Origin of the sequence: Paracoccus haeundaensis (assembly GCF_006239215.1) — a bacterium.
Lineage (GTDB): Bacteria > Pseudomonadota > Alphaproteobacteria > Rhodobacterales > Rhodobacteraceae > Paracoccus > Paracoccus marcusii.
Genome location: NZ_VDDC01000040.1, coordinates 1 through 26,758, shown reverse-complemented (window position 1 = coordinate 26,758; position 26,758 = coordinate 1). Strand labels below are relative to the sequence as shown.

The window sequence follows — 26,758 nt, the reverse complement described above, 5'->3', positions numbered from 1 at the left end:
CAAGGGGGGACGGCCATGAAACTGACCATCGACGAGGCGCTGACGCGCGGCGGCACGGGCCGGTTCCAGTGGCGCCTGCTGGGCATCTTCGGCCTGGTCTGGGCGGCGGACGCGATGCAGGTGATCGCGGTGGGTTTCGCCGCACCCTCGGTCGCCGCGACCTTTGGCCTGGAGCGGGTGACCGCGCTGCAGATCGGGACGGTGTTCTTCCTAGGCATGTTCGTCGGCGCCTTTGCCTTCGGCCGACTGGCCGACCGGATCGGGCGCAAATGGGTGCTGATCGGCACCGTCGCGATGGACGCGGTGTTCGGGCTGGCATCGGTGATGGCCGGCGATTTCACCTGGCTGCTGATCCTGCGCTTCCTGACCGGGGTCGCGGTGGGCGGCACTCTGCCCGTCGACTATGCGATGATGGCCGAATTCCTGCCGCCCAGGAACCGCGGCCGCTGGCTGGTCTGGCTGGAGGGGTTCTGGGCGGTGGGCACCATCGTCGTGGCCCTGACGGCCTGGGCCGCCGCCAGCATGGGGGCCGTCGCGCCGTGGCGCTGGATCTTCCTGGTCGCGGCGATGCCGGCGCTGATCGGGTTCTTCCTGCGGTTCTGGATTCCGGAATCGCCCATGTACCTGGTCCGCAAGGGCCGCCAGGCCGAGGCGCGCGCCGTCATCGACCGCGTGCTGGCCGTGAACGGCGCGATGCCGCTGCCCGCCAACGCGCATCTGCGTCCCGCGCCGGTGCCGTCGGGAGGTGCCGCGTCGATCATGGCGGCCCCGCTGCGGCGCGCGACCATCGGCGTGCTGGCGGTATGGTTCCTGGTGTCGCTGTCCTATTACGGCGTCTTTGTCTGGGTGCCGGGACAGCTGGCGACCGAAGGCTTCGGCTTCGTGCGCGGATACGGCTTCCTGGTGATCCTGGCACTGGCGCAGGTGCCCGGATACGCGCTGGCGGCCTGGGGGGTCGAGGCGGTGGGCCGGCGCCCCACGCTGGCGGCCTTCCTGGTCCTATCGGCCCTGGGCTGCGGCCTGTTCGCCCTGGCCAGCAGCCCCGCCCTGGTCGCAACGGCCCTGATCGTGATGAGCTTTGCGCTGCTGGGCACCTGGGGCGCGCTCTATGCGTTCACGCCGGAACTCTATCCCACGCATCTGCGCGGCACGGGCATGGGCACGGCCAGCGCGGTCGCCCGCCTGGGCGGCATCCTGGCGCCCAGCCTGCTGGCCGTCGTCTTTGCGCGCGGCTTTGGCCTGGCCATCGGCAGTTTCGCCGTGCTGCTGCTGCTGGCGGCGGCGGCCCTGCTGCTGATCCGCATCGAGACCCGCGACCGCGCCATCGGGTGACGGGGAACAAGGCGGCCCCCCGCCCGTTGCCCCGTCACATCACCGAAAGGAGTTCACATGGGCCAGCTGGTCGACGGCGTCTGGAAGGACGAATGGTATGACACCGACAGCACCGGGGGAGAGTTCAAGCGCGACACGGCCAAGTTCCGCAACTGGGTGACCTCGGACGGGCAGGCGGGGCCGACGGGCGAGGGCGGGTTCGCGGCCGAATCGGGACGCTATCACCTCTATGTCAGCCATGCCTGTCCCTGGGCGCATCGCACGATGATCTTCCGCGCGCTGAAAGGTCTAGAGGATCACATCGACATCTCGGTCGTCCATCCCGAGATGCTGAGCGAGGGCTGGGAATTTCGCACCGATTTCGACGGCGCCACGGGCGACCGGCAGTTCGGCCTGGACTATCTGCGCCAGGTCTATCTGAAGGACACGCCCGACATGTCGGGACGCGTCACCGTCCCCGTCCTGTGGGACCGCCAGACCGGCCGGATCGTGTCGAACGAAAGCGCCGACATCATCCGCATGTTCAACAGCGCCTTTGACGGCGTGACCGGCAACACGGACGATTACTGGCCCCAACCCCTGCGCGCGCGCATCAAGGCGATCAACGACCGCGTCTATGACACGGTCAACAACGGCGTCTACAAGGCGGGCTTCGCCACCACCCAGGAGGCCTATGACAAGGCGGTCCATCCGCTGTTCGACAGCCTGGACGGGATCGAGGGGCTGCTGGCCGAACACCGCTATCTGACCGGCGACCGCATCACCGAGGCCGACTGGCGGCTGTTCACCACCATCGTCCGGTTCGATGCCGTCTATCACACGCATTTCAAGTGCAACCGCCGCCGCATCGTCGACTATCCGAACCTGTGGGGCTGGGCACGCGAGCTGTACCAGTGGCCGGGCGTCGCCCGGACGATCCATCCGGATCATTTCATGCGGCACTATTACTACAGCCACGACATGATCAACCCGCACCGCATCGTGCCGATCGGTCCGGACGCGGATTGGACCGCGCCGCACGGGCGCTGACCGGACGGCCGCCAAAAAAAGAAGCCCCGGCGCAGGGAACGCCGGGGCAGAACAGAGAGGGAGGGGTGTGGCCGCATCCGCCGACCACTGGGCTTCGGGGACAGAACGTCACATCAGGACTTGGGTTCCCGGCAAAGTTGTCTGCGCAGAAACCCGCCGATGCCTCAGGCGACCAGGCGATAGCCGCCTGATTCCGTGACCAGCAGGCGCGCGTTCGACGGATCCGGCTCGATCTTCTGGCGCAGACGATAGATGTGCGTCTCCAGCGTGTGCGTGGTCACGCCCGCGTTGTATCCCCAAACCTCGTGCAGCAGCACGTCGCGGGCCACCACCCCGTCCTGCGCGCGGTACAGGAACTTGAGGATGTTGGTCTCCTTCTCAGTCAGGCGGATCTTGCGGTCCTTGGTGTCGATCAGCATCTTCATCGACGGCTTGAACGTGTACGGCCCAAGCTGGAAGATCGCGTCCTCGGACTGTTCATGCGTGCGCAGCTGGGCGCGCAGGCGGGCCAGCAGGACCGGAAACTTGAACGGCTTGGTGACATAGTCGTTGGCGCCCGCATCCAGGCCCAGGATCGTGTCGGCATCGGTGTCATGCCCGGTCAGCATCACGATGGGGCATTTGACGTTCAGCTTGCGCAGCTTCTTGCACAGCTCGCGCCCGTCGGTATCGGGCAGGCCGACATCCAGGACCACCAGGTCAAAGATGGCGTTCTTGGTGGCTTCGACCGCCTCGGCGCCGCTGCCGGCCTCGGTCACGTCGAAATCGTCGGTCGCGACCAGCTGTTCGGCCAGGGCCTCGCGCAGGTCTTCCTCGTCATCGACAAGCAGGATCTTCTTCAGTCCGGCCATGGTTGCCTCCTTTGCGTCATTGCGCAATGAGTTGGGCGTCGCGGCCCGGACCGTCCAGCACCATGTGCGAATCCTCACATGGAGTTGTCGGATCGGTGCGTTATGTTTCAGACTGTTTCAAGAATGCGTAGCCCCATGAGCCTGATCCCGACCCTGCCCGAGACCATCGCCCGCGCCCGCGCCGACCTGCGCATGGGCCTGCCGGTGGCCTTGGGCGACCATCTGGCGGCCGCGGTCGAGACGCTGTCGCCCGCGCGTCTGGCCGATCTGCGCGCGCTTGGCCCCACCGTCCTGGCCCTGACCGGACGACGGGCCGAAACGCTCAAGGCGCGCGCCTATGACGGCGATCTGGCGCGGGTTGCGCTGCCCATGGGGGCCGATCTGGCGGGGCTGCGGGCGTTGGCCGATCCCGCAGGTGACCTGATGACCCCGATGAAGGGGCCGCTGACCACCCTGCGCGACGGCGATGCGGGACCCCATCGCGCGGCGCTGGCGCTGGCGAAATCGGCGCAGCTGCTGCCCGCGATGTTGCTTGTCGCGGCCCCCGCGCCGCCGGGCCTGACGCGCCTGCCCGCGGGTCCGGTTCTGGCGCAGCTTGCGGCCGAGGCCGCGATGGCCCCGGTCGCGGCGGCGCGCCTGCCGCTGTTGTCGGCGGAGCGGTCGCGGCTGCACATCTTCCGTCCCGATGACGGTGGAGAGGAGCATTACGCGATCGAGATCGGCGACCCGCCCCGCGACGCGCCCGTCCTGGCGCGGCTTCATTCGGCCTGCTTCACGGGCGACGTGCTGGGCAGCCTGAAATGCGATTGCGGGCCGCAGCTGAACGCCGCGCTGGCCGCGATGGGGCAGGCGGGGGCGGGGGTGCTGCTGTACCTGAACCAGGAGGGGCGGGGCATCGGGCTGGCCAACAAGATGCGCGCCTATGACCTTCAGAACCAGGGCTTTGACACCGTCGAGGCGAACCACCGCCTGGGATTCGAGGATGACGAGCGCGACTTCCGCATCGGCGCGGCGCTGCTGCGACGGCTGGGTTTCGGCGCCGTGCGCCTGATGACCAACAACCCGCGCAAGGTGGCGATGATGCAGGCCCATGGCATCGCGGTCCCCGAACGGGTGGCGCTGATCGTGCCGCGCAACCGTCACAACACCGGCTATCTGGATGTGAAGGCCGAAAAATCGGGGCATCTGCTGTGACCGGCATGGTGCTGACCCCGCAGGGGCTGCGTTTTCTGGGCCGCGTCATTCCCTGCAGCATCGGCCGCGCCGGGATCACCCCCGCCAAGCGCGAGGGCGATCACGCCACCCCGTCGGGCCGCCATCGCATCACCGGGTTGTGGTACCGCCCGGACCGCCTGGCCCGCCCGGCGCCTTGGGCGCGGGTGATCGGGCCGGGCGATCTGTGGTGCGACGATCCGGGCCATGCGGCCTATAACCGGCACGCCCGCGCGCCGCTTGCGGCCAGCCACGAACGGCTGCGCCGCGCCGACCCGCTGTACGATGTGATCCTGACGACGGACTGGAACGCGGATGTGGTTCCGGGGCGGGGATCGGCGATCTTCTTGCACCAGTGGCGCCGCCCCGGTTTCGGGACCGAAGGCTGCATCGCCTTTGCCCGCCGCGACCTGATGTGGATCGCGCGTCACGCGCCCCCGGGCACGCCGCTTTACGTGCCCTGAGCGTTCCGCGCCCCGAAGATCGCCGAACCCACGCGGACATGGGTCGCGCCATGGGCGATGGCGGTCTCGAAATCGGCGCTCATGCCCATCGACAGGCCGGGCAGGCCGTGGTCGCGCGCCAAGTCGCGCAGCAGGGTGAAATGCGGTGCCGGATCCTCGCCGTCGGGCGGGATGCACATCAGGCCCTCAGGCGACAGCGACAGCTCGGCGCACAACGCCAGGAAGCCGGGCAGCTCATCCGCCAGGATGCCGGCCTTCTGCGGCTCGTCCCCGGTATTGACCTGTACGAACAGCTGCGGATGGCGGCCCTGTTCGGCCATCTGCGCGGCCAGCTTGCGGGCCAGCGTCACGCGGTCCAGCGTGTGGATCGCGTCGAACAGCTGCACGGCGGCCCGCGCCTTGTTCGATTGCAGCGGCCCGATCATGTGGACCGACACGCCCGGATGCGCCGCGGTCCAGGCCGGCCACTTGGCCTGCGCCTCCTGAACGTAGTTCTCTCCGAAGACGGTGTGGCCCGCGGCCAGAACGCCCGCGACCCGTTCGGAAGGTTGCAGTTTGCTGACCGCGATCAGCGTGACGCTGCCCGGGGCGCGCCCTGCGGCGGATTCGGCCGCGCGGATGCGGCGGGTGATGTCGTCCAGTCCCATGATCCCACCTGACAAAAAGAAAAGAGCGGGCGCAAGGCCCGCTCTTTCCATGTGACGTCTGACCGCGAAGGATCAGAAGTTGAACTGCACGCCCATGTCGGCGGTGATGTTCTCGTCGTAGCCGCGCTGAACCGAACCGGCCAGCATCGCGCCGCCCAGGTCGTACGCACCGCCGATACCGAACGCGTTGTCGCTTTCGTTGGAATCTGCGCTGTTGTTGGCGACGTAGCCGTTGATGGTGGTCAGCGGAGCAACCTCGTAGCTGCCGTACAGCGTGATGGTCTTGCCCAGGTCCGAGTCGTCGCCCAGCACTTCACCGTTGTCGATGTACAGCAGGCCGATGTCGGTCTTGTCGTTGAACGCGTATTCTGCGCCCACGAAGTACTGGTCGTTGTCGTCGATGCCTGCGCCGTTCTTCACGTAGGCTGCCGACAGCGTCACCGAGTCATTCCAGACGTAGTCGGCCGAGACGCTGTATTCCTTCTCGGACGTGTCGGTCGGCAGGTCGTACACCTGGTCGGGGTCGATGACCGACGCGCGCAGGTTCACACCGGCAACGGCGTACTTGACCATGACGCCCATGTAGTCGCTGCGGCGATCGATCGCACCGTCGACCACGTTGGCGAGCGTGGGGTAGCCGTCGGTGTTGTAGGCGAAGAAGTCGCCGCGCGAGTTGCCGAACGAGCGCGAGTAGACGCCGATTTCCGAGTTGTACAGCAGGGCGGCCGAGTCGTAGGCGGTGTTCGAGTTACCGATTTCGACGGTCAGGCCGCTGGCGGTCACGTAGACATAGCCGGGTGCGACGGTGGTTTCGTCATCGCCCTGGTCCCACTGGATGCGGATCCGGCCACCGAAGTCGACGCCCTGGTCGGTCGAGGTCGTCGCGTCGATGTTCATGCGCAGGCGCGACTGGACGATCGCGTCGCTGGCATCGACCAGGCCACCCGGAGCATCGCCATTGGTGTCGATCGGACCGCGCACGCCGCCTTCTTGGTACAGCACGCCGGTACGGCCATAACCCGAGATGGTGACGTCTGCAGCGGCAATACCCGCGGTCAGGACCAGCGCGGTCGAGGCGATAAGTGCCTTCTTCATGGTGTGTTCCCTCTTGTCTCTCTGTTGCCCAAGCCAGCTGTCCCGCCCTGGGTATGCAATTTGTTTCACTCTTTCGCGATTGTGATGCAACGGAATCACGCGTCTGCTGTTTTCTTTGCCCATTTCCGTGATGCACTTGGGCCACACCTGCCACGACCGCCTTGTCCGGATAGGCCCCGCGTAGGCCGTGCGGACGGGGTCCGCGCCTCAAGTCGCTTGTTTCGCGGCGCCGATCCGGGCTAATGCTGACCCCAAGAGATTGTACCACTGAACTGACCTCCGGGGGACTGGGATGACCTATGCACGCGCCACGCGCCTGATGATCGTCACGACGCTGTGCGCGGGCCTGGCGGCCTGCGGCAACGGCACGACGGAAAACGCGGGCCCCACCCCCGACCGCGACATGCGCCCGTCCGAGCGGGGCACCCTGATCCAGGACCTGTTCATCCGGTCGGGCAACCCGGACCAGATGGTCGGGGTGAACAAGTACCTGTGGAACGCCAGCCTGAATGTGCTGAACTTTCTGCCGGTGCAGACGGTCGACCCGTTCACCGGCGTGATCCAGACCGGCTACGGTACGCCTCCGGGCGGGGGGCGGTCCTATCGTGCGACGATCCAGATCAGCGACCCGGCCCTGGATGCGCGCAGCCTGCGCCTGGCGTTGCAGGGGCCGGGCGGTGCCGCGGTCGAGGCGGGCACCGTCCGCGCGGTCGAGGATGCCATCCTGACCCGCGCCCGCCAGCTGCGCATCCAGGACGGCCGCCTGTAAGGGCGCGTCCGCGCATCGGGGACCCCGATCGCGGGGCATCCGGCGGTGTTTCGCGATGTCCGCGGACGGTCGCATTCGACGGGGTCCGGTCGGCCGCATCTGGACCCGCACAGGCGGGGCGTATAGACCCTGCGGGCAACGAATGATGCCCGAGGTTCCCCATGCCCTATGATCCCGCGACAAGCGAAGCCCGTTGGCAGACGGCCTGGGCCGATGCCGACGCCTTTGCCGCCATCCGCGACGAGCGCCCGAAATACTATGTGCTGGAGATGTTCCCCTATCCGTCGGGGCGCATCCACATGGGCCATGTGCGCAACTATGCGATGGGCGACGTGGTCGCGCGGTTCAAGCGGGCGCAGGGGTTCAGCGTGCTGCACCCGATGGGCTGGGACGCCTTCGGCATGCCCGCGGAGAACGCCGCGATGGAGCAGGGCGGTCATCCCCGCGACTGGACCTATGCCAACATCGCGACCATGCGCGAGCAGCTGAAGCCCCTGGGCCTGTCCATCGATTGGAGCCGCGAATTCGCGACCTGCGACGACGCCTATGTGGCGCAGCAGCAGGCGCTGTTCCTGGACATGCTGGACGCGGGCCTGATCACGCGCAAGTCGGCGCAGGTGAACTGGGACCCGGTCGACATGACCGTGCTGGCCAATGAACAGGTGATCGACGGCAAGGGCTGGCGGTCGGGCGCCACGGTGGAACGGCGCGAGCTGACGCAGTGGTTCTTCAGGATCAGCGATTACAGCGACGAGTTGCTGGAGGCGCTGGACGGGCTGACGGGCTGGCCCGAGAAGGTCCGCCTGATGCAGGCCAACTGGATCGGCCGGTCGCGCGGGCTGCAGTTCACCTTCCGCACGGTCGATGCGCCTGTGGGCCATGAGGCGATCGAGGTCTATACGACCCGTCCCGACACGCTGATGGGCGCCAGCTTCGTCGCGCTGTCGCCGGATCATCCGCTGGTCAAGGAGCTGGCGGCCAGCCGCCCCGAGATCGAGGCCTTCCGCGAGGAATGCAGGCGCATCGGCACCACCGAGGAGGCCATCGAGACCGCGCCCAAGCTGGGCTTCGACACGGGCCTGACCGTCGCGCATCCGCTGGACCCGGACTGGCGCCTGCCGATCTGGATCGCGAATTTCGTGTTGATGGATTACGGCACCGGCGCGATCTTCGGCAGCCCGGCGCATGACGAGCGTGACCATGAATTCGCACGCAAGTACGGCCTGCCCATCCGCGCGACCTTTGGTCAGCCCGGCATGACCCAGGACCAGGCCGACGCACTGGTGGCGGATGCGCCCTTCGTACCTGCCAAGACCGAACCCGTGACCTATGTCCGCGGCTTCAGCGGCGCGGCCGATCAGACCGGAGAGGTCGCCGTCGACGCCGCCATCGCCCATGCGGAAAGTGCAGGATACGGCGAAGGCGTGACCAAGTTCCGCCTGCGCGACTGGGGCATCTCGCGCCAGCGCTATTGGGGCTGCCCGATCCCGGTCCTGCATTGCGACAGCTGCGGGACCGTGCCCGAGGCGAAAGCGAACCTGCCCGTGCTGCTGCCGCAGGACGTGACCTTCGACGTGCCGGGCAATCCGCTGGACCGCCACCCGACCTGGCGTCAGGCGACCTGCCCCAAATGCGGAGGCGCGGCGCGGCGCGAGACCGACACGATGGACACGTTCGTCGATTCGTCGTGGTATTACGCGCGTTTCACCTCGCCGGGGGCGGCGACGCCGACCGACCGGGCGGATGCGGAATACTGGATGAACGTCGACCAGTATATCGGCGGCGTCGAACATGCGATCCTGCACCTGCTCTATTCGCGCTTCTTCGCCCGCGCGATGGTCAAGACGGGCCACCTGCCCGAGACGGCACGAGAGCCGTTCGACGCGCTGTTCACGCAAGGCATGGTCACGCACGAGATCTATCGCACCACCGACGACCGGGGGCGCCCGGTCTATCACCTGCCCGAGGACGTGACCGACGGGCGCCTGGCCGACGGCACCGCGGTCGAGGTGATCCCGTCCGCGAAGATGTCGAAATCCAAGAAGAACGTCGTCGATCCGGTCAGCATCGTCGAAAGCTTTGGCGCGGATACCGCACGGTGGTTCATGCTGTCGGACAGCCCGCCCGAACGCGACGTCGAATGGACCGCCGCCGGAGCGGAGGCCGCGTTCAAGTTCCTGTCCCGCGTCTGGCGCTTGGCCGACGAGGTTCCCGAAGGGGGGGACGATGCCGACCTGACGCGCACGGCGCACCGCGCCATCGCGGATGTCACCAAGGCGATCGAGGGCTTTGCCTTCAACAAGGCGGTCGCGAAACTCTATGAACTGGCCAATGCTGTGGCGAAATCGCAGGCCGGGGGCGAGGCGCGCCGCGCGGCCCTGCGGATCATGGCCCAGCTGATGGCGCCGATGGTGCCGCACCTGGCCGAAGAGGTCTGGTCGAAATCGGGCGGGCAGGGCATGGTCGTCGATGCAGGCTGGCCAAAGGCGGACCCGGCCCTGCTGGAGGACGACAGCGTGACCCTTCCGATCCAGATCAACGGCAAGCGCCGGGCCGAGATCACCGTTCCCAAGACCATGCCCAAGTCCGAAATCGAGGCGATGGTGCTGGCCGACGACACCGTGCTGCGGTTCCTGGACGGTGCGGCGGTCAAGAAGCTGATCGTGGTGCCGGGGCGGATCGTCAATGTGGTCGCCTGATCGCCGCGCGGTCCTGCTGGGGCTGCTGGCCGTCTCGGGGCTGGCGGCCTGCGGGCTGTCGCCGGTCTATGGGCCGGGCGGCGGGGGCGGCAAGCTGTTCGGCAAGGTCCGCCCGCGCGACCCGGACACGCCGCTGGACTTCGTCTTCAACCGGCGCCTGGCCGAACGGTTGGGCCCCGAGGACGCGGCCGTCTATGACCTGGATTACCGCATCAGCGCGGGCGTCGTCGCGCAGGCCATCACGCCCGATGAGGTCACGACCCGCTATTCGCTGAACGGCACCGCCGATTTCGCGCTGACCGGGCCGGGGGGTGCGGTGATCACCCAGGGACGCGTCAGCAGCTTCACGTCCTATTCCACCACCGGGACCACGATCTCGACCCTGGCGGCCGAGGGCGACGCGCGCGAGCGGCTGGCGCTGATGCTGGCCGATCAGGTGGTCACGCGCCTGCTGGCGGCCGCATCCGGCCTGCCGGACTGATCCATGCTGCTGAAGGGGGCCGAGATCGCGCGCTATCTGGCCCGCCCCGACCCCTCGCGGCCGGGGGTGCTGATCTATGGGCAGGATGCGATGCGCGTCGCGTTGAAGCGGGCCGAGGTCGTGCGTGCCCTGACCGGCGAGAAGGCCGACGAGGAGATGCGCCTGATCCGGATGCCCGGCGCGGGCCTGAAGAAGGATCCCGCCCAGCTGATCGACGCGGTGCGCGAGGTGGGGTTCTTTCCCGGCCCCCGCGTGGTCGTGGTCGAGGACACACCCGACCTGGCCACCGACGCGATCCGCGATGCGCTGACAGGCTGGCGGCAGGGGGATGCGGTGATCGTGGTCACGGCGGCCGGCCTGTCCAAGTCGTCATCCCTGCGCCGCCTGTTCGAGACGCATGGCCAGGCGGTGACCGCCCCCATCTATGACGATCCGCCCTCCGAGGACGAGATCGGCCGCTGGCTGGCGGATGCCGGCCTGCGCGAGGTGCCGCGGGACGCGATGCGCGAACTGGGTCTTCTGGCGCGCGCGCTGGACCCCGGCGATCTGCGCCAGACGGTCGAGAAGATCGGCCTGTACAAGTACCAGGACCCCGCCCCCCTGACGGTCGAGGAAATCGCCATGCTGGCGCCCGCCACGATCGAGGCCGACCTGGACGAGCTGATCCACACCGTCGCCGAACGCCGCGAGGCCGATTTCGGCCCGCTGATGCGGCGGATCGAACAGCAGGGGATCGCGCCCGTCACCCTGTGCATCGGCGCGCTGCGCCATTTCCGCACGCTGCACCTGGCCGCTGCCGACCCGGCGGGGCCGGGGGTGGCGCTGGCCCGCGCGCGCCCACCCGTCTTCGGCCCCCGCCGCGACCGCATGACCCGCCAGGCGCAAAGCTGGGGCATGGGCCCGCTGGAGGAGGCGGTGTCGCTGCTGCTGTCGACCGACATGACCCTGCGGTCCGCCAGCCGCGCGCCGCAGATGCCGCTGGTGGAACGCGCGCTGCTGCGCCTTGCGATGAAGCCGCGGGGGCGGCGGTGACCCTTGCCCTGGTGATCGGGGCCGGACCTGCCGGGCTGATGGCGGCCGAGGCGCTGATGGCGCCCGGCCGTCAGGTGGTGGTGGTCGACGCGATGCCCACGCCCGCGCGCAAGTTCCTGATGGCCGGGAAATCCGGCCTGAACCTGACCCGCGACGAACCGCTGGCGGCCTTTGGCGCCCAGATCTCCGCGTCGGACGGGCGCGATTATCTGGCGACCGATGCGGGGGCGTTCGGCCCGCAGGCGGTGTGGGACTGGGCCCAGGGCCTGGGCATCGCCCTGTTCGCGGGATCGACGGGGCGGGTGTTTCCGGTGGGCATGAAGGCCTCGCCCCTGCTGCGGGCCTGGCTGGCGCGGCTGCGCGCGGGCGGGGTCGAGCTGCGGTCGCGCTGGCGATGGATCGGGCTGGGCGGTGGTTTCGCCTTCGACACGCCCGACGGTCGCTGGGTGCTGCAGCCCGAGGTGACGGTGCTGGCCCTGGGCGGGGCCAGCTGGCCGCGGCTGGGGTCGGATGCGACCTGGGTGCCGATCCTGGCAGAGGCCGGTGTCGCCATCGCGCCGTTTCGTCCGGCCAACATGGGGTTCCGGGTCGACTGGTCGCCCGCGATGGCGCGGCTGCACGGCGCGCCGGTCAAGGGCGTCGCGATCCGCGCAGGCGACAGCGTCAGCCGCGGCGAATGGGTCATCACTCCCGACGGGATCGAGGGCGGGGGCGTCTATGCCGTCGCGGCCCCGATCCGCGACGGGCAGGCGGCCCATGTCGATCTGGCCCCCGACCTGGACCACGCGTCCCTGGCGCGGCGCTTTGCACAGCCGCGCGGCAAGCTGAGCCTGGGCAACTGGTTGCGCCGCATCCTGGCCGATCCGGCGCGGGTGGGCCTGCTGCTGGAATGGGGGCGCCCCCTGCCGGACAGCGCCGAGGGCTGGGCCGCGCGGGCCAAGGCACTGCCGCTTTGCCTTGCGGGGCCGATGGGGCTGGACCGGGCGATCTCGTCGGCCGGGGGGATCCGGTCGGAGGCGCTGACGTCTGAGCTTGAACTGCGCGCGCTGCCCGGCGTCTTTGCCGCCGGAGAGATGCTGGACTGGGAGGCGCCGACAGGCGGCTATCTGCTAACCACCTGCCTTGCCACGGGGCTGCGCGCGGGGCAGGCCGCAGCCCGCAGGCTCTAGCGTGCCATGGCCCGCTGATAGGCGGGGCGCTGGCGGATGCGGTCTAGGTATTCGGTCAGGCGGTGTTCGACGATCGGGAACCGCGCCGACAGCGCCCAGTCCAGGCAATGCGCCAGGATCAGGTCGGGCACGGTCATCCGCTCTCCCATCAGATAGGGGCCGTCGGACATGCGGTGGACCAGGGTCTTCTGGCTGGCCTCGAATTCCCACCGCAGGGTGTTCTTGATCGCGCCAAGGCGCATCTCCTCGGGCAGGATAAAGCTGTGGCGCGCGGCCAGCCAAAGCGCCGCGTCGAATTCGTCCAGCAGGAACTGTGTCAGGCTGTCCTGGCGTGCCCGGTCCAGGGTGCCCGCCGGGTGGGTCAGGTCGCCGTGGCGATCGGCCAGATAGGTCAGGATCGCGGTCGAATCGGTGATCGGCGTACCGTCGTCGATCAGGACCGGAACCTTGCCCGCCGGGTTGAACTGGGCCACGCCGTCGCTGCGCGGATTGGCGGGAATGTGGTCGTAAGGCTGTCCCAGCTCCTCCAGCATCCACAGGACGCGCAGGGCGCGGGACTTGGCGGTGCCGATGACGCGGTACATGGGGATCCTCCTGGCCGTTGGACGGACAGAAGGCCCCAGCCCCCGCGCCGCGTCAAGCGCGGCGGCAGCCGACCAACTGCTGGCGGTACATCTCGGACCGCTGGCCCACGGATCCGGCCACGCGCATCAGCCAGCTTTTCTGGCGATAGCTGCCGCGGGCAAAGCCGCTGCGGCCTTCGTGATAGGCCAGGTACTGCGACGCGGCGTCGTTCTTGGACAGGCCAAGACGCTGCTGGCTGCCATGCATGTACCAGCCCATGAAATCGGTCGCATCGCGGATGCTGTCGCGCCGGGCACGACGGTTGCCGGTCTCGCGCTGGTACTCCTCCCAGGTGCCGTCCAGGGCCTGGGAATAGCCGAAGGCGCTGCTTTGGCGGCCGATGGGAATGACGCCAAGCGCGTATTGATGCGGGGTGCGCGCATCGCCGATGAATTTCGATTCCTGGTACAGGGTCGCCATCTGAACATGGACCGGCACGCCCCATTTGCGTTCGGTCTGGCGCATGGCGCGCAGATAGGCGGGTCGTTCCGACGTGATCGCGCACGCGTTGTCCAGCTGCCGCGGCGCGCTGAAGTTCCCGCCGCCCCCGCATGAGGCGACCAGCCCGACAATGGCCAGCTTCAGTAGCCTGTTCATCCTGCCCTCGTTCTCTTGTTTTGCGGACAGTCTACGCAAATTCACCCGCCTGTGAAATCACAAAGCCGGAAGCGGGGCAGGGACCGGCCGATGGATCAGCCCGATCCCTCGGGCCGCAGCAGGGCGTTCAGCGCCATCAGATCCGCGGCCCCCGCATCCAGCAACAGCGATTCCAGCGCCCGGTAATGGGCCAGGACCTGCTGTCCGGTGGGGGTGACGGTCGCGCCGCCGCCCCCCGCCCCGCCGCGCGCGCTGTCGATGACGGGGTCGGCAAAGGCGGTGTTCATCTCCTCGACCAGGGTCCAGGCGCGCTTGTAGCTCATCCCCATCTCGCGCGCGGCGGCCGAGATCGAGCCAAGCCGCCCGATGCGCGCCAGCAGCTCGGCCTTGCCCGGCCCCAGGATCAGGGGCGAGTCGTATTCCAGGCGCAGCTTGATGCGCAGCCGGGGGCCGGTCTGGGTCATGGGATCTCTCTCGTTATTCCTGCGCAACATAGCGCCTTGCGCGGGGGCATGCAATTTGCCGCGACGGCACGGTTGCGGGACGCGGGCAGCGCGCCCAGACTGTCGTCAAAGGCAAGAGGAGGCCCACCCATGTCCGCATCCAATATCGTCATCCTGTCCGGCGCGCGCACCGCCATCGGCACCTTCGGGGGCAGCCTGGCCGCGGTTCCGCCGATCCAGCTGGCCGCCACCGTCACCCGCGCCGCGCTGGATCGCGCGGGCGTCGCCCCCGACCGGATCGGGCAGGTGGTCTTCGGCCATGTGATCAACACCGAACCCCGCGACATGTACCTGTCCCGCGTGGCGATGCTGGAGGCGGGCATCCCGCACACCACGCCCGCGATGAACGTGAACCGCCTGTGCGGGTCGGGCGCGCAGGCCATCGTGTCGGCGGCGCAGGCGCTGATGCTGGGCGACGCCGATTTCGCGGTCGCGGGCGGCGCCGAGAGCATGAGCCGGTCGCCCTATGTCGTGCCCTCGGCGCGGTTCGGGGCCAAGATGGGCGACCAGGTCATGCTGGACATGATGACCGGCGCGCTGACCTGCCCGATGGGCACGGGCCACATGGGCGTCACGGCGGAGAACGTGGCCGCCGAACATGACATCACCCGCGAACAGCAGGACGCATTCGCGATGGAATCGCAGCGCCGCGCGGCGGCGGCGATCGCGGCGGGCCATTTCAAGGACCAGATCGTCCCGGTCGAGGTCAAGTCGCGCAAGGGCATGGTCGCCTTCGACACGGACGAGCATCCCAAGGACACCAGCCTGGAGAAGCTGGCGGGCCTGAAGCCGGTCTTCCAGAAGGGCGGCAGCGTCACGGCGGGCAATGCCAGCGGCATCAACGACGGCGCCGCGGCCCTGGTCCTGGCGCGGGCCGAGGCCGCCGAACGCGCGGGCCTGACCCCGCGGGCGCGCATCCTGGGCTATGCCGTGGCCGGCGTGCGCCCCGAGGTGATGGGCATCGGACCGGTCCCGGCGGTCGAGGCGCTGATGGCCCGCACCGGGCTGAAAGCCGGCGATTTCGACGTGATCGAATCGAACGAGGCCTTTGCCGCCCAGGCCTTGGCGGTGAACAAGGGCCTGGGGCTGGACCCTGCCCGCGTGAACCCCAATGGCGGCGCCATCGCCCTGGGCCATCCGGTCGGCGCCACCGGCGCGATCCTGATGGTCAAGGCCATCCACGAGCTGGAGCGCACGGGCGGGCGCACCGCGCTGATCACCATGTGCATCGGCGGCGGCCAGGGCATCGCCATCGCGATCCGCCGCGACTGACGCACCGTTCCGACACCGTTTGCGCAACCGGTCTGGTTTCCAGACCGGTTTTTTCTTGCTTTCCGCCGTGAACCTGTCCCGAATGATGCGGACAATTCGAGGAGGAGTTGGGGTGTCACAGGGAATAATGTTCATTGCCGCGGCCTTGCCCGTCGCGGTGGTGTTTGTGTTGCTGGTCGTCATGCGACGGTCGGCCAAGCTGTCGATGATGACCGCCTATGTGGTCACGGTGCTTCTGGCGCTGTTCCTGTGGGGGGCGCCGGTGGCGCGGGTCGCGGGGGCCACGGTCAACGGGCTGGTGACGGCGGTGACGCTGCTCTACATCGTGTTCGGGGCGATCCTGCTGTTGTACACGGTGCAGGAATCGGGCGCGATCCGCACGATCCGGCGCGGGTTCATGGACATCTCGCCCGACCGGCGCATCCAGGCGATCATCATCGCATGGATGTTCGGGTCGATGATCGAGGGCGCGTCCGGGTTCGGCACGCCGGCCGCCGTGGCGGCGCCGCTGCTGCTGGCGATCGGCTTTCCGGCCATGGCCGCGGTCATGGTCACGCTGATCATCCAGTCGACGCCGGTGTCCTTCGGCGCGGTCGGCACGCCGATGCTGGTCGGCATCAACACCGGCCTGTCCAACAGCCCCGAGGTCGCCAGTGCCATCGCGCCCCTGACCCTGGCCGAATACGTGCCGGTGGTGGCCGCGCAGGTCGCGCTGGTCCATGCGCTGGTGGGCGTGCTGATCCCGCTGCTGATGGTCGGCATGCTGACGCGATTCTTCGGCACCGAGCGCAGCTTTGCCAAGGGCTTTCGCGCGTGGAAGTTCGCGATCTTTGCCGGGCTGGCCTTCACGATGCCCTATCTGCTGGTCGCGCGCATCTTGGGACCGGAATTCCCGTCCCTGCTGGGCGGGCTGATCGGCCTGATGATCGTGGTGCCGGCCGCGCGGGCCGGTTGGTTCATGCCGTCCGACAGGTTCGACTTTCCGGCACGCGCCCAGTGGGACGAAGGCTGGCAGGGCAACATCGAACCGGACCAGGCCGAACTGGGCCCCGATGACCGCCGCATCGGCCTGCTGACGGCATGGATGCCCTATGTCATCGTCGCGGCGCTGCTGGTGCTGACGCGGACCATCGCGCCGCTGAAGGCCTGGCTGACCGGGCCGGACACCACGCTGGCGCTGCGCGACCTGTTCGGGTCGGGCATCAACGCGACCGCGCAGTTCGCCTATTCGCCGGGGACGGTGATGATCATCGCATCCCTGATCTCGGTCGCGCTGTTCCGCATGCGGGGCAGCGATTACGGCCGGGCCTGGGCGATCTCGGGCCGCACGATGCTGGCCGCGGCGCCCGCGCTGCTGCTGGCGGTGCCGATGGTGCAGGTGTTCATCAACTCGGGCTCGGAGGGCGTGGCGTCCATGCCGATCACCCTGGCCGAGGGGATGGCCGCGGCGACCGGTGCCAGCTGGCCCCTGTTCGCGCCGATCGTGGGCGCGCTGGGCGCGTTCATCGCGGGATCGAACACCGTGTCGAACATGATGTTTGCGCTGTTCCAGTTCTCGGCCGCGCAGGGCATCGGGCTGGATCTTGCGGGAATCACCATCGTGGTTGTGCTTCAGGCCGTGGGCGGCGCTGCGGGCAACATGGTCTGCGTGCACAACGTGGTGGCCGCGTCCGCCGTCGTGGGCCTGACCGACCGCGAGGGCGACATCATCCGCAAGACGCTGATCACCATGGCGTATTACGTGGTGCAGGCGGGCCTGATCGGGATGGCGCTGATCGGCGGCGGCCTGTGGTGGCTGGCGGCGCTGATCTGGGCCGCGATCGTGGTCGGCGCGATGCGCGCCAATCGCGACCGGGCCGCGGTGCCTGTCCGCGCCTGACGCAAGGCTGACGACATCGGTGCGGGCGGTCCCTCGGGGCCGCCCGTTCTCGTTGCGCCGCGCCGCACGGCCGGACACGAGGGCGCAAACCGGACACGGGTGCGCAAAAAGGAACGGGCCGCCCAGCAAGAGGCGGCCCGCGAGATCCAAGGAGATGGTCCGGTTAGGGGCGGACGCAGGTCCGGTCCCAACCAGGGGTGGTGGCCTTTGGGGCTGCCCTCAGGCCGGGGTCCCCCCGACTGTTCCGAAACGTCTCTCCACTATCACTCTAGACACTGGACCACCTCCTTTCAAAAGATTGCTGTATAGGGACAGGCTGACACAGATCGAAATTCTGTCAATCAGCTTTCTGCCCTGTGCCCCAACAAATTGCGGACGATGATGCGGAACGGCACAAGGGCCAGTATCGCCAGACCAAGTTTGACCATCCAGTCGGCAAGTGCCAGCGAAACCCACAGCGGGCTGAGCGGTCCCGCGCCAAGCAGCGGAACCGCCTCGTTGGCCCAGCCCGTGTTGGTGTCCGCGGGCAGCACGGCCGCAAAGGCGATTCCGAAGAACAGCACCGTGTCCAGCGCAGACCCCAGCAGGGTCGAGACCAGCGGCGCCCGCCACCAGCGCCCGCCGCGCAACGTGTCGAAGACCTGCACGTCGACCATCTGCGCCACCAGGAACGCCGCCCCCGACGCGATGGCAATTCGCAACGTGGTGGCATCCATCCCCGCGGCGATCAGCGACCAGACGACCCCTGTCACGAATCCCGCCAGCACCACGCGGCGCGCGGCGGCGGCGCCGTGGACGCGGTTCATGACGTCCGTGACCAGGAAGGCCAGCGGATAGGTGAAGGCCCCCCAGGTCAGCCAGGTGGCGACCGTGAACTGGACCAGGACGTTCGAGGCCACGACAATGGCGGCCATGGCAAGGATGCCGGGCAGAAAGCGGATCATCGGTGGGTTTCCGTTTTTGCGAAGGTTGCGGAAGAACTCGGCCCCCCGGACGGGTGGGGCAGCGCGCGCCTTACGCCCGCGCGGGCGGTCTTGTCAATTCCGCAGCGCCTGCAGGCCGGTATCGCGCAGGCGGTATTCGACGATCTCGGTCCGCTGGACGAACAGGAAGTTGTCGTCCGAGATCATGGTGATGCGCATGCCCACGCCGTCATCCCAGACCGAGATGCCTTCCAAGTTGTCGTATTGCAGGGGCCGCGTCTCCAGCAGGATCTGGTCGTCCTGGATCACCCCCGGCTCCAGCCGCATCCGCCGCACGCGCGAGACAAAGCCCAAGATGCCGCGGAAATCGCGCTCCAGCAGGTAGAACCAGCCGTCGGGCCCGAAATCCGCCCCCACCGCACGCCAGCGCGGATCGCGGCGGATCTGGCCGTATTCCGTCCAGGCGCCGTCGAACGAGAGGATGGTGAAGGGCTGGGTTTCCGAACCCGACCGCTCGGGGACGGCGAACAGGGTGCCGTCGTCGTCGATGGCCAGCGCCTCCAGCCCCACGTTCACGCCCATGCCGGGCAGACGGTCCGGGCGGGGATGGGTGGTGGCGGGTGCGTCGGGGTGATCATAGGTCGCCACCCGGTCCAGCCCTTCGAAGCTGACATGGATGCGGCCGTCGGGGCCCACCGCGATGCCTTCGCTGTCGCCGGTATAGCCGGGGGGCAGGGGCTGGCCCTTGCTGTCCTTCAGGTTCGTGCGCCCGGCGACGGACATGCCGCGCACCAGGCCCTGGGCATCGCGTTCGATCCGCCCCCAGTACAGATGCGCCCGGTCGGTCAGGGCGTGGAACCCGGTGCCGTCCGGGCTGATGTCGATCGCCGAGAAGCCGCCGAAGGTCGATTGGTCCATCGTCCAGATATAGGTGCCGACATAATCAAGAACCGCGCCTGCACGGGCAGGCGCGGTGGCAAGGATCGACCCGGCAAGGGCCAGCGTCAGGGCGCCGATGCGACGGTCGAACATTGGGCTGGCAGGTCGCTCATCCGATAGGTGCGGGGGTGGCGATAGTTGGGGTCCGGGGTCGAGGGCTTGGCGCGGCTGGGGTCGATGCGGATGTTGATCCATTCCTGCGCCTCGGCGCAGCCGTCGCCGGCCGGGATCGGGTTCGGCGTCTGGCAGATCGACCCGGCAGGGCAGTTCATGCGGACGTGGAAATGGAAGTCGTGGTTGTTGATGGGGCGGATCTTGCGCAGCCAGTCGCGGTTGCCGGTCTCCATCTGGCACATGGCGACCTTGGCGACGGGATCGACGAAGATGCGTTCGACGCGGGGATCGCGCGCGGCGGCGCGCATGATCGACATGTGCCCGCCTGTCCAGTTGCCCGACAGCGCCGTGCCGCCATTCGCGACGACCGACACGGATGACAGGTTCTCGCGCTGCTGCGGGGACAGGCCCAGGGTCGGGGGCGGCAGCATCCAGATGTCGGCATCCAGCCCCAGCTGGTGGCTGGCATGGCCCGAGGTCATCGGCCCGCCGCGCGGCTGGCTGATGTCCCCAATATAGAGGCCCCGCCACCCGGCCTGCTGCGCCGCCCGCGACAGGCCCTGCAGAAAGCCGATCATTTCGGGGTGGCCCCAGTTGCGGTTGCGCGACAGGCGCATGGATTGCCAGCTGGGTCCGCTTTCGGGCATCTGCACCAGACCCTGCGCGCAACCTTGGGAATAGTTGCCGATCGACACGGCCGGCCCGCCCGACGCCGTGCGGAACGCGCCGAAGACGTCCTTGGCCAGGGATTGGGCCGATGCGGGCAAAGCCAGGCCCATCAGGACGGCGGCGGCGGTCAGGGTCTTGCGGATCACGGGGACGTCTCTCCTTCGGGGTCCACCCACACTAGCAGAACCAGCGCGACAAGAAAGATCACGATCAGGGGAAGAAACCCGATGCGCTGATTCCCGGTCAGGTCGGTGGTCAGCGCGATCAGGAAGGGTGCCAGGAACGCCGTAGCCTTGCCCGACAGCGCGTAAAGCCCGAAACCCTCGGTTGCGCGGTCGGGGGTGGTGTGGCGCACCATCATCGTGCGGCTGGCCGCCTGCAGCGCGCCGCCCGCGCCCCCGATCACCGCCCCGCAGGCAAAGAAGATCAGGTCGGGCAGGCGCAGGGTGCCCAGGACCGCATCCGGCGTGGCAATGCCCAGCACGGATGTCCGGTCCATGCCCACAAGCAGCATGCAGACCGCCATCAGCGCCAGGATGCTGGCCACGATCACTGCGCGGGGGCCGAAGGCGCGGTCCGCGCGCCCGCCCAGCCAGCTGATCACCGCCGCCGAGATCGCGCTGACCACCCCGAAGACGCCGGCCAGGAACACCGGCCAGCCCAGCACCGTCCCCGCATAGACGCCTCCGAACCCGTACAGCGCGTTCAGCGCGTCGCGCGAGAACATCGACGATGCCAGCCACGCCGCCAGGCTGCGCCGATGCCGCAGGCTGCGGATCAGCGTCCACAGGTCGCGCAGGGCGCGGCGCACCTGCACCGGCCGGCCCGGCCCCGGTTCGCGGACCCACAGGAAGAACGGGATCATGAAGACCGCGTACCAGATCGCCGTCAGGGGGCCGACGAACCGCGTACCTTCGCGCATCGCGGGGTCCAGGCCGAACAGGGGCGGGATGCCCAGCAGCGTGCGCCCCGAGGGCATTTCGGCGAACAGCAGCAGCATCACGGCCAGCGCCGTCACTCCGCCCAGATAGCCGAAGGCATAGCCCGACCCGGACAGACGGCCGATCTCGTCGCGCGGAGCCAGGGCAGGAAGCATGGCATTGGTGAAGATGGTGGCGAATTCGACCCCGATCAGGCCGATGCCGAACAAGACGATGGCCTGGATCAGCGGCGGCTGGCCGGGGGTCAGGGTCCACAGTCCCGCCGCGCCCACCACGTAGAATGCCGAGAACACCCAGACCCAGGGCATCCGCCGCCCCGAACTGTCCGCGATGGCGCCCAGGACCGGGGCGGCCAGCGCAATGACCGCGCCCGCGATGGCCAGCCCGTATCCCCAAAGCGCCTGCGCCTGCGCCCCGGCCTGCGCGGCATCAAAGCCCTGGGCGATGAAATGCGTGCGCGCGACCTCGGCGAAGTAGATCGAGAAGACGAAGGTCAGCAGCAGCGTGTGATAGGGCTGGCTGGCCCAGTCAAAGAACCACCAGCCCCAGACCCGCCTGCGATCGATCGTCATGTCCGTCCCTCATGGCTTTTCCGCCATAAGGAACAGAGCCCGTCAGAGTGGCAAGTGAAGTTTCGCATCATCCGGGATGACGGGGGGCCAGGGCCGCGTCGCATCCGCCGCGATCCAGGCCGCGATCCAGTCGGGCAGGGGCGGGCTGTCGGGGGCGTGGCCCAGGGCCTCCATGACGCGGGCGGGGGCGACGATGCCCTGGGCCGAGGTCACGGCCGAGCGGATCATCACCTGGTTGCAGCATTCCGTGCCCTTCCACATGGACTGCTCCATATAGACGAAGCGTGCGTCCCAGCCCACCATGCGCGAGATCATGGTGAAGCGTTCGAACGCCCGGACACGGCGGCGATAGCGGGTCGAGTTCCCTGCCACCGTGATTCCCCAGCCATTCGCCCGCAGCACCGGCACCAGCCCGGTCCGCCGCGCCAGCGGGATGCGGCCCAGATCGAACAGGGTCAGGGTGCGGCCGTTGTTCAGCTCCCACCAGGGGTCCAGGTCCCAGGGCCAGCACATGTGCGTGGACACATGCGTGCCCAGGGGGTCCAGGGCGGGGGCGTTGCGGAACTTGACCAGTTCCTTGGCAAAGCGGATCAGCGGATACATGGAGGGGCCTTTCGTCAGCAGGCCTTTCGGGGGCGGGCCTTTCGTTCTGCCCCGTGGGTGGCCCGCGATCACGCGGGCGTCAAGCCGGACGCGGCGGCATCCGGTCGCGCCCCGCTTGCGTCCCGCCTTACGCGCGGCCATACAGGGCCCGAACGCGCGCGCAGCCAAGGAGACGACCATGGGAACCCTGTACGAAGCCCTGCAACTGATCCTGCAGGTCCTGTGGTTCATCATGATCGTGCACATCATCATGTCCTGGCTGATCAACTTTCAGGTGCTGAACCTGCGCCAGCCGCTGGTCGCGCAGATCTGGGACGGCCTGAACCGGCTGCTGGAGCCGATCTATCGCCCGATCCGGAACATCCTGCCCAATACCGGCGGGCTGGATCTGGCGCCGCTGGTCGTTTTCATCATCATCATCATCGCGCAGCGCGCCCTGGCGAACAACGCGGGCTTCTTCTACGGCATGTGATGTCAACGGACCTGCTGCGCCAGGTCTGGGGATTCGACGGTTTCCGCCCCGGACAGCAAGAGATCGTCGAGGCGGTGGCCGCAGGCCGCGACGTGCTGGCGATCATGCCGACGGGCGGCGGCAAGTCGCTGTGCTTCCAGCTGCCCGCGCTGATGCGCGAGGGCGTGACGGTGGTCATCTCTCCACTGATCGCGCTGATGCGCGATCAGGTGCGCGCGCTGCGCGAAGCGGGGGTCGAGGCGGGCGCACTGACCAGCGGCAATACCGAGGCCGAAACCGACGCGGTGTTTTCTGCCATCGCCGACGGGCGGCTGAAGGTGCTGTACATGGCGCCCGAACGGCTGGCATCCGGGGGCACGGTGAACCTGTTGCGCCGGGCGGGCGTCACCGCCATCGCGGTCGATGAGGCGCATTGCGTCAGCCAATGGGGCCATGACTTCCGCCCCGACTATCTGCGCATCGGCGATCTGAAGCGCGCGCTGGACGTGCCGCTGGCGGCCTTCACCGCCACTGCCGATGTCGAGACGCGGGCCGAGATCGTCACCCGCCTGTTCGACGGACAGGCCCCGGTGACCTTCCTGCGCGGGTTCGACCGGCCGAACATCCGGCTGGCCTTTCAGCCCAAGAACAGCCCCCGCACCCAGGTCCTGGCCTATGCCGCCGCGCGTCGGGGGCAGTCGGGTATCATCTATTGCGGCGCCCGCGCGCGGACCGAGAGCCTGGCGCAGGCGCTGCGCGAGGCGGGGCATCCGGCCATCGCCTATCACGCGGGGCTGGAGGCAGAGGCCCGGCGCGAGGCCGAGGCGCGGTTTCAGACCGAGGACGGGCTGATCGTCGTGGCGACCGTGGCCTTCGGCATGGGCATCGACAAGCCCGACATCCGGTGGGTGCTGCATGCCGACCTGCCGAAATCCATCGAGGGGTATTACCAGGAGATCGGGCGTGCGGGCCGCGACGGTGATCCGGCGGATACGCTGACCCTCTACGGTCCCGACGACATCCGCCTGCGTCGCACCCAGATCGACGAGGGCCTGGGCGACAGCGCCCGCAAGGCCGGCGATCATGCACGTCTGAACGCGCTTTTGGGTCTGGCCGAGGCGACGGGATGTCGCCGCCGCCGCCTGCTGGCCTATTTCGGCGAGGAGATGGACCGCGACTGCGGCAATTGCGACTTGTGCCAGAGCCCGCCCAAGCTGTTTGACGGCACGCTGGCGGTCCGCAAGGCGCTGTCGGCGATGGTGCGGACCGGCGAATGGTTCGGCAGCGGCCACCTGATCGACATCCTGACCGGCACCACCACCGACAAGGTCCGCGAGCGCGGGCACGATCAGCTGCCGACATTCGGCGTGGGGCGCGAACACGGGCGCGGGCAGTGGCAGGCGATCTTTCGGCAGATGATGGGGCTGGACCTGTGCCGCCCCGACCCGGAACGCCACGGCGCGCTGCACCTGACCGAGACCGCGCATCCGATCCTGCGCGGCGAGGAGAGCGTGACGCTGCGCGAGGACACGACCAAGGGCGCCAAGCCTGCCAACGTCCTGCGCACCCAGGTATCTGAGGAGGATGAGCCGCTTCTGTCCGCGCTGAAGGCCAAGCGGCGCGCCCTGGCCGAGGCGGCGCGCGTGCCGGCCTATGTCATCTTCCCCGACCGCACCCTGATCGAGATGGCCGAGAAGCGGCCTCAGGACCTGGACCAGATGGCGCGGGTCGGCGGCGTGGGCGCCAAGAAGCTGGACAGCTTTGGCCGCGCCTTCCTGGAGGTCATCGCGGGCGCGCAGCCCGAGATGCACCCGGCACGGCGCGCGCTGGCCGGGCGTCCCGAAGGCGCGCTGTTCGACCGGCTGATGGCCGTGCAGCTGGACCTTCAGCGCGGCCCCGACGGCACCGACAAGCCGCTGTCCTGTTCGACCGCCCAGATCAAGCGCATCGCGGAAAGCCGCCCCGCCGGCGTCGATGGATTGGCGCGCCACCTGGACGCGCCGCGCATGGAGCGGTTCGCCGACGCCTTCCTGGCCGAGATAGAGCGCGTCGAATAAAATCGCGCCGTGCCTGTAACGAACAGGTGCCCTGCAGCGAACAGTCAACCGAACGTGATGCATCATTTGCGCAACCCCCTGCGTGGATCATGCGATAACGCAAGGGTACCGCCCCGTTGGGGCAGCCCGATCGGAGGACATGATGAAGCTGAACTGGTCTGACGTCACGCCGCACAGGATCTTTCTGGACCGTCGAAAATTCATGGCCGCAGGGGCCGCCGCCGTGGCCCTGCCCGGACTGGTCCGCGCGCAGACGATCAATGCACGCCCGTCCCCGCTGTCGACCGACCAGACGCCGAACACCTTCGAGGAGATCACCAACTACAACAACTTCTATGAATTCGGGACGGGCAAGGAGGATCCGGCGCGCAATGCGGGCGCGCTGACCACCGATCCCTGGTCCGTGGAGGTGGCGGGCCTGGTCGACCGCCCGGGCAGCTATGGCGTCGAGGATCTGGCCCCCGACAACGCGCTGGAGGAACGCATCTATCGCCTGCGCTGCGTCGAGGCGTGGTCGATGGTCGTTCCGTGGATCGGCGTGCCGCTGGCATCCGTGCTGGCCAAGGTCGGCGTCCAGCCCAGTGCCAAGTTCGTCGAGTTCGAGACGCTGGTGCGCCCCGAGGAGATGATCGGTCAGCAACGCGCGATCCTGGACTGGCCCTATCGCGAGGGTCTGCGTCTGGACGAGGCGATGCACCCGCTGACGATCCTGGCCACGGGTCTGTACGATCAGCCCATGCCCAACCAGAACGGCGCGCCGATCCGCCTGGTGGTGCCGTGGAAATACGGGTTCAAGTCGATCAAGTCGATCGTGCGCATCAACCTGCTGGAGCAGGAACCCGTGAACACCTGGAAGCAGCTGCAGGCCAGCGAATACGGATTCTATGCCAACGTGAACCCGCAGGTCGATCACCCGCGCTGGAGCCAGGCGACCGAACGCGTCATCGGCGCGGGCCTGTTCGGCGGGCGCAAGGAGACGCTGATGTTCAACGGATACGGCGATCAGGTCGCCTCGCTTTACGCGGGGATGGATCTGTCGGTGAACTACTGATGATCCGCGGCATCAACAACGCGCTGCGGCGCATTCCGGTCTGGGCGGTCTGGCTGGCGGGGGCGGTGCCCTTTGCCGTGCTGCTGTGGGACATCTTCACCGGCGGCCTGGGCGTCGATCCCGTGCAGGAGGTCGAACACCGCCTTGGCCAGACCGCGCTGTACTTCCTGATCGGCGGCCTGGCAGTCACGCCATTGCTGCGGCTGACGGGCGTGTCGTTGATGCGGTTCCGCCGCGCGATCGGGGTGATCTGTTTCGCCTATGCGCTGCCCCATGTCCTGGCCTGGGTCGTCCTGGACATGGGACTGCTGTGGGGACAGATGGCCCGTGACATCCTCAAGCGGCCCTACCTGCTGTTCGGGATGGGATCGTTCTTGATCCTGATCGCGCTGGCCGTGACGTCGAACAACCTGTCGCTGCGGCGCATGGGTGGGCAGGCGTGGCGACGCCTGCACAAGCTAGTCTATGTTGCAGCCCCCCTTGCCGCGATGCATTGGCTGTGGGCCATCAAGGTCAACGAGATCGCCCCGATCTTCTGGGCGGCGGTGATCGCGCTTCTGCTGGCCTCCAGGCTTGTGATTCGTCGCCCGATGTCCTGGACCCGCCCCGCAAGGGCCTGACCTTTCCTTTAATTTCAGCCAGTTGTAAGAAAACTGACCGGCTGACACGTTTTTTTCACAAAACCTGCTTGCGTCCCCCGGCGGCTGGGCCTAAACACCGCTTCACCGAAGGCGGGAACGCTGGAGGGGCCGGGAAGGCGGTGCTGGGAAGCGCGGTTGGATC

26 protein-coding genes are annotated in these 26,758 nt (G+C 68.3%); 15 read left to right on the top strand and 11 right to left on the bottom strand.

The window, feature by feature from the left end:
- The first annotated feature begins 15 nt into the window (after positions 1-15).
- A complete protein-coding gene (locus FHD67_RS17170) occupies positions 16-1,332 on the top strand; it encodes an MFS transporter (protein WP_139599439.1) in 1,317 nt (438 codons plus the stop codon).
- Positions 1,333-1,389: 57 nt separating this feature from the next.
- On the top strand, positions 1,390-2,361 hold the full coding sequence (locus FHD67_RS17165; RefSeq protein ID WP_139599438.1) for a glutathione S-transferase family protein: 972 nt from the start codon (positions 1,390-1,392) through the stop codon (positions 2,359-2,361).
- Between the two features lie 164 nt (positions 2,362-2,525).
- Here the strand turns inward: FHD67_RS17165 and FHD67_RS17160 are convergent, their stop codons facing one another.
- Positions 2,526-3,212, bottom strand: coding sequence for a response regulator transcription factor (locus tag FHD67_RS17160; protein ID WP_042249906.1), 687 nt, complete (start codon positions 3,210-3,212; stop codon positions 2,526-2,528).
- A 135-nt stretch (positions 3,213-3,347) separates the two neighbouring features.
- On the opposite strand from FHD67_RS17160, the gene ribA reads away from it, so the two are divergent.
- The gene (gene ribA / locus FHD67_RS17155; RefSeq protein WP_139599437.1) at positions 3,348-4,406 is read left to right on the top strand and encodes a GTP cyclohydrolase II; all 1,059 of its coding nucleotides are present in this window, start codon (positions 3,348-3,350) and stop codon (positions 4,404-4,406) included.
- Positions 4,407-4,411: 5 nt separating this feature from the next.
- On the top strand, positions 4,412-4,888 hold the full coding sequence (locus FHD67_RS17150) for a L,D-transpeptidase family protein (protein WP_139599446.1): 477 nt from the start codon (positions 4,412-4,414) through the stop codon (positions 4,886-4,888).
- On the opposite strand, the gene FHD67_RS17145 is transcribed toward FHD67_RS17150, so the two are convergent.
- Positions 4,876-5,535, bottom strand: a complete 660-nt coding sequence (locus FHD67_RS17145; RefSeq protein WP_046000388.1) for a YggS family pyridoxal phosphate-dependent enzyme — start codon at positions 5,533-5,535, stop codon at positions 4,876-4,878. The genes FHD67_RS17150 and FHD67_RS17145 overlap by 13 nt on opposite strands.
- Positions 5,536-5,607: 72 nt before the next feature.
- Positions 5,608-6,630 (bottom strand): porin, encoded by a 1,023-nt coding sequence (locus FHD67_RS17140; RefSeq protein WP_046000387.1) that lies wholly within the window; start codon positions 6,628-6,630, stop codon positions 5,608-5,610.
- Between the two features lie 292 nt (positions 6,631-6,922).
- Here FHD67_RS17140 and FHD67_RS17135 point away from each other — a divergent pair, with 292 nt between their 5' ends.
- The 5 genes from FHD67_RS17135 (at position 6,923) to FHD67_RS17115 (ending at position 12,780) form a co-directional block, all read left to right on the top strand.
- Complete coding sequence (locus FHD67_RS17135; RefSeq protein WP_139599436.1) at positions 6,923-7,399, top strand: DUF3576 domain-containing protein; 477 nt, start codon at positions 6,923-6,925, stop codon at positions 7,397-7,399.
- Positions 7,400-7,560: 161 nt separating this feature from the next.
- On the top strand, positions 7,561-10,098 hold the full coding sequence (leuS, locus tag FHD67_RS17130; RefSeq protein WP_139599435.1) for a leucine--tRNA ligase: 2,538 nt from the start codon (positions 7,561-7,563) through the stop codon (positions 10,096-10,098).
- Positions 10,085-10,579, top strand: coding sequence for an LPS assembly lipoprotein LptE (gene lptE, locus FHD67_RS17125; protein WP_139599434.1), 495 nt, complete (start codon positions 10,085-10,087; stop codon positions 10,577-10,579). Before leuS ends, lptE begins: the two co-directional genes overlap by 14 nt.
- 3 nt (positions 10,580-10,582) lie before the next feature.
- Positions 10,583-11,611, top strand: coding sequence for a DNA polymerase III subunit delta (holA, locus tag FHD67_RS17120; RefSeq protein WP_139599433.1), 1,029 nt, complete (start codon positions 10,583-10,585; stop codon positions 11,609-11,611).
- Between the two features lie 38 nt (positions 11,612-11,649).
- Positions 11,650-12,780 carry a TIGR03862 family flavoprotein gene (locus tag FHD67_RS17115; protein ID WP_246071333.1) on the top strand — a complete coding sequence of 377 codons (1,131 nt, stop codon included), beginning with the start codon at positions 11,650-11,652 and terminating at the stop codon, positions 12,778-12,780.
- Here the strand turns inward: FHD67_RS17115 and FHD67_RS17110 are convergent.
- The 3 genes from FHD67_RS17110 to FHD67_RS17100 all read right to left on the bottom strand — a co-directional run bounded on the left by FHD67_RS17110 (position 12,777) and on the right by FHD67_RS17100 (position 14,465).
- Positions 12,777-13,364 carry a glutathione S-transferase family protein gene (locus FHD67_RS17110; RefSeq protein ID WP_046000383.1) on the bottom strand — a complete coding sequence of 196 codons (588 nt, stop codon included), beginning with the start codon at positions 13,362-13,364 and terminating at the stop codon, positions 12,777-12,779. The genes FHD67_RS17115 and FHD67_RS17110 overlap by 4 nt on opposite strands.
- Before the next feature lie 52 nt (positions 13,365-13,416).
- Positions 13,417-14,001, bottom strand: a complete 585-nt coding sequence (locus tag FHD67_RS17105; RefSeq protein WP_045983142.1) for a transglycosylase SLT domain-containing protein — start codon at positions 13,999-14,001, stop codon at positions 13,417-13,419.
- 95 nt (positions 14,002-14,096) lie between these two features.
- Positions 14,097-14,465, bottom strand: a complete 369-nt coding sequence (locus FHD67_RS17100; RefSeq protein ID WP_045983141.1) for a winged helix-turn-helix domain-containing protein — start codon at positions 14,463-14,465, stop codon at positions 14,097-14,099.
- A gap of 129 nt (positions 14,466-14,594) precedes the next feature.
- Here FHD67_RS17100 and FHD67_RS17095 point away from each other — a divergent pair, with 129 nt between their 5' ends.
- On the top strand, positions 14,595-15,776 hold the full coding sequence (locus tag FHD67_RS17095) for an acetyl-CoA C-acyltransferase family protein (protein WP_139599431.1): 1,182 nt from the start codon (positions 14,595-14,597) through the stop codon (positions 15,774-15,776).
- A gap of 112 nt (positions 15,777-15,888) precedes the next feature.
- On the top strand, positions 15,889-17,655 hold the full coding sequence (locus tag FHD67_RS17090) for an L-lactate permease (protein WP_218062338.1): 1,767 nt from the start codon (positions 15,889-15,891) through the stop codon (positions 17,653-17,655).
- Between the two features lie 341 nt (positions 17,656-17,996).
- Here FHD67_RS17090 and FHD67_RS17085 read toward each other — a convergent pair whose 3' ends face one another.
- The 5 genes from FHD67_RS17085 to FHD67_RS17065 form a co-directional block, all read right to left on the bottom strand.
- Positions 17,997-18,599 carry a queuosine precursor transporter gene (locus FHD67_RS17085; RefSeq protein ID WP_139599430.1) on the bottom strand — a complete coding sequence of 201 codons (603 nt, stop codon included), beginning with the start codon at positions 18,597-18,599 and terminating at the stop codon, positions 17,997-17,999.
- A 93-nt stretch (positions 18,600-18,692) separates the two neighbouring features.
- Positions 18,693-19,610 carry an esterase-like activity of phytase family protein gene (locus FHD67_RS17080; RefSeq protein ID WP_045983137.1) on the bottom strand — a complete coding sequence of 306 codons (918 nt, stop codon included), beginning with the start codon at positions 19,608-19,610 and terminating at the stop codon, positions 18,693-18,695.
- The gene (mepA, locus tag FHD67_RS17075) at positions 19,583-20,446 is read right to left on the bottom strand and encodes a penicillin-insensitive murein endopeptidase (RefSeq protein ID WP_045983136.1); all 864 of its coding nucleotides are present in this window, start codon (positions 20,444-20,446) and stop codon (positions 19,583-19,585) included. The genes FHD67_RS17080 and mepA overlap by 28 nt, the downstream gene beginning before the upstream one ends.
- Positions 20,443-21,813: an MFS transporter gene (locus tag FHD67_RS17070; RefSeq protein WP_139599429.1), complete on the bottom strand. Its 1,371-nt coding sequence runs from the start codon at positions 21,811-21,813 to the stop codon at positions 20,443-20,445. Before FHD67_RS17070 ends, mepA begins: the two co-directional genes overlap by 4 nt.
- Positions 21,814-21,855: 42 nt before the next feature.
- Positions 21,856-22,416 (bottom strand): acyl-CoA thioesterase, encoded by a 561-nt coding sequence (locus FHD67_RS17065; RefSeq protein ID WP_045983134.1) that lies wholly within the window; start codon positions 22,414-22,416, stop codon positions 21,856-21,858.
- A 178-nt stretch (positions 22,417-22,594) separates the two neighbouring features.
- Between FHD67_RS17065 and FHD67_RS20960 the strand changes: the two genes are divergently transcribed.
- The 4 genes from FHD67_RS20960 (at position 22,595) to FHD67_RS17050 (ending at position 26,595) form a co-directional block, all read left to right on the top strand.
- Positions 22,595-22,888, top strand: coding sequence for a YggT family protein (locus FHD67_RS20960; protein ID WP_045983133.1), 294 nt, complete (start codon positions 22,595-22,597; stop codon positions 22,886-22,888).
- Positions 22,888-24,924: a DNA helicase RecQ gene (gene recQ / locus FHD67_RS17060; RefSeq protein WP_246071331.1), complete on the top strand. Its 2,037-nt coding sequence runs from the start codon at positions 22,888-22,890 to the stop codon at positions 24,922-24,924. The genes FHD67_RS20960 and recQ overlap by 1 nt, the downstream gene beginning before the upstream one ends.
- A gap of 139 nt (positions 24,925-25,063) precedes the next feature.
- Positions 25,064-25,975, top strand: a complete 912-nt coding sequence (msrP, locus tag FHD67_RS17055; protein ID WP_045983131.1) for a protein-methionine-sulfoxide reductase catalytic subunit MsrP — start codon at positions 25,064-25,066, stop codon at positions 25,973-25,975.
- Entirely contained in the window at positions 25,975-26,595 is a 621-nt protein-coding gene (locus FHD67_RS17050; protein ID WP_052714867.1) for a protein-methionine-sulfoxide reductase heme-binding subunit MsrQ, read from the top strand. Before msrP ends, FHD67_RS17050 begins: the two co-directional genes overlap by 1 nt.
- Positions 26,596-26,758 lie beyond the last annotated feature (163 nt).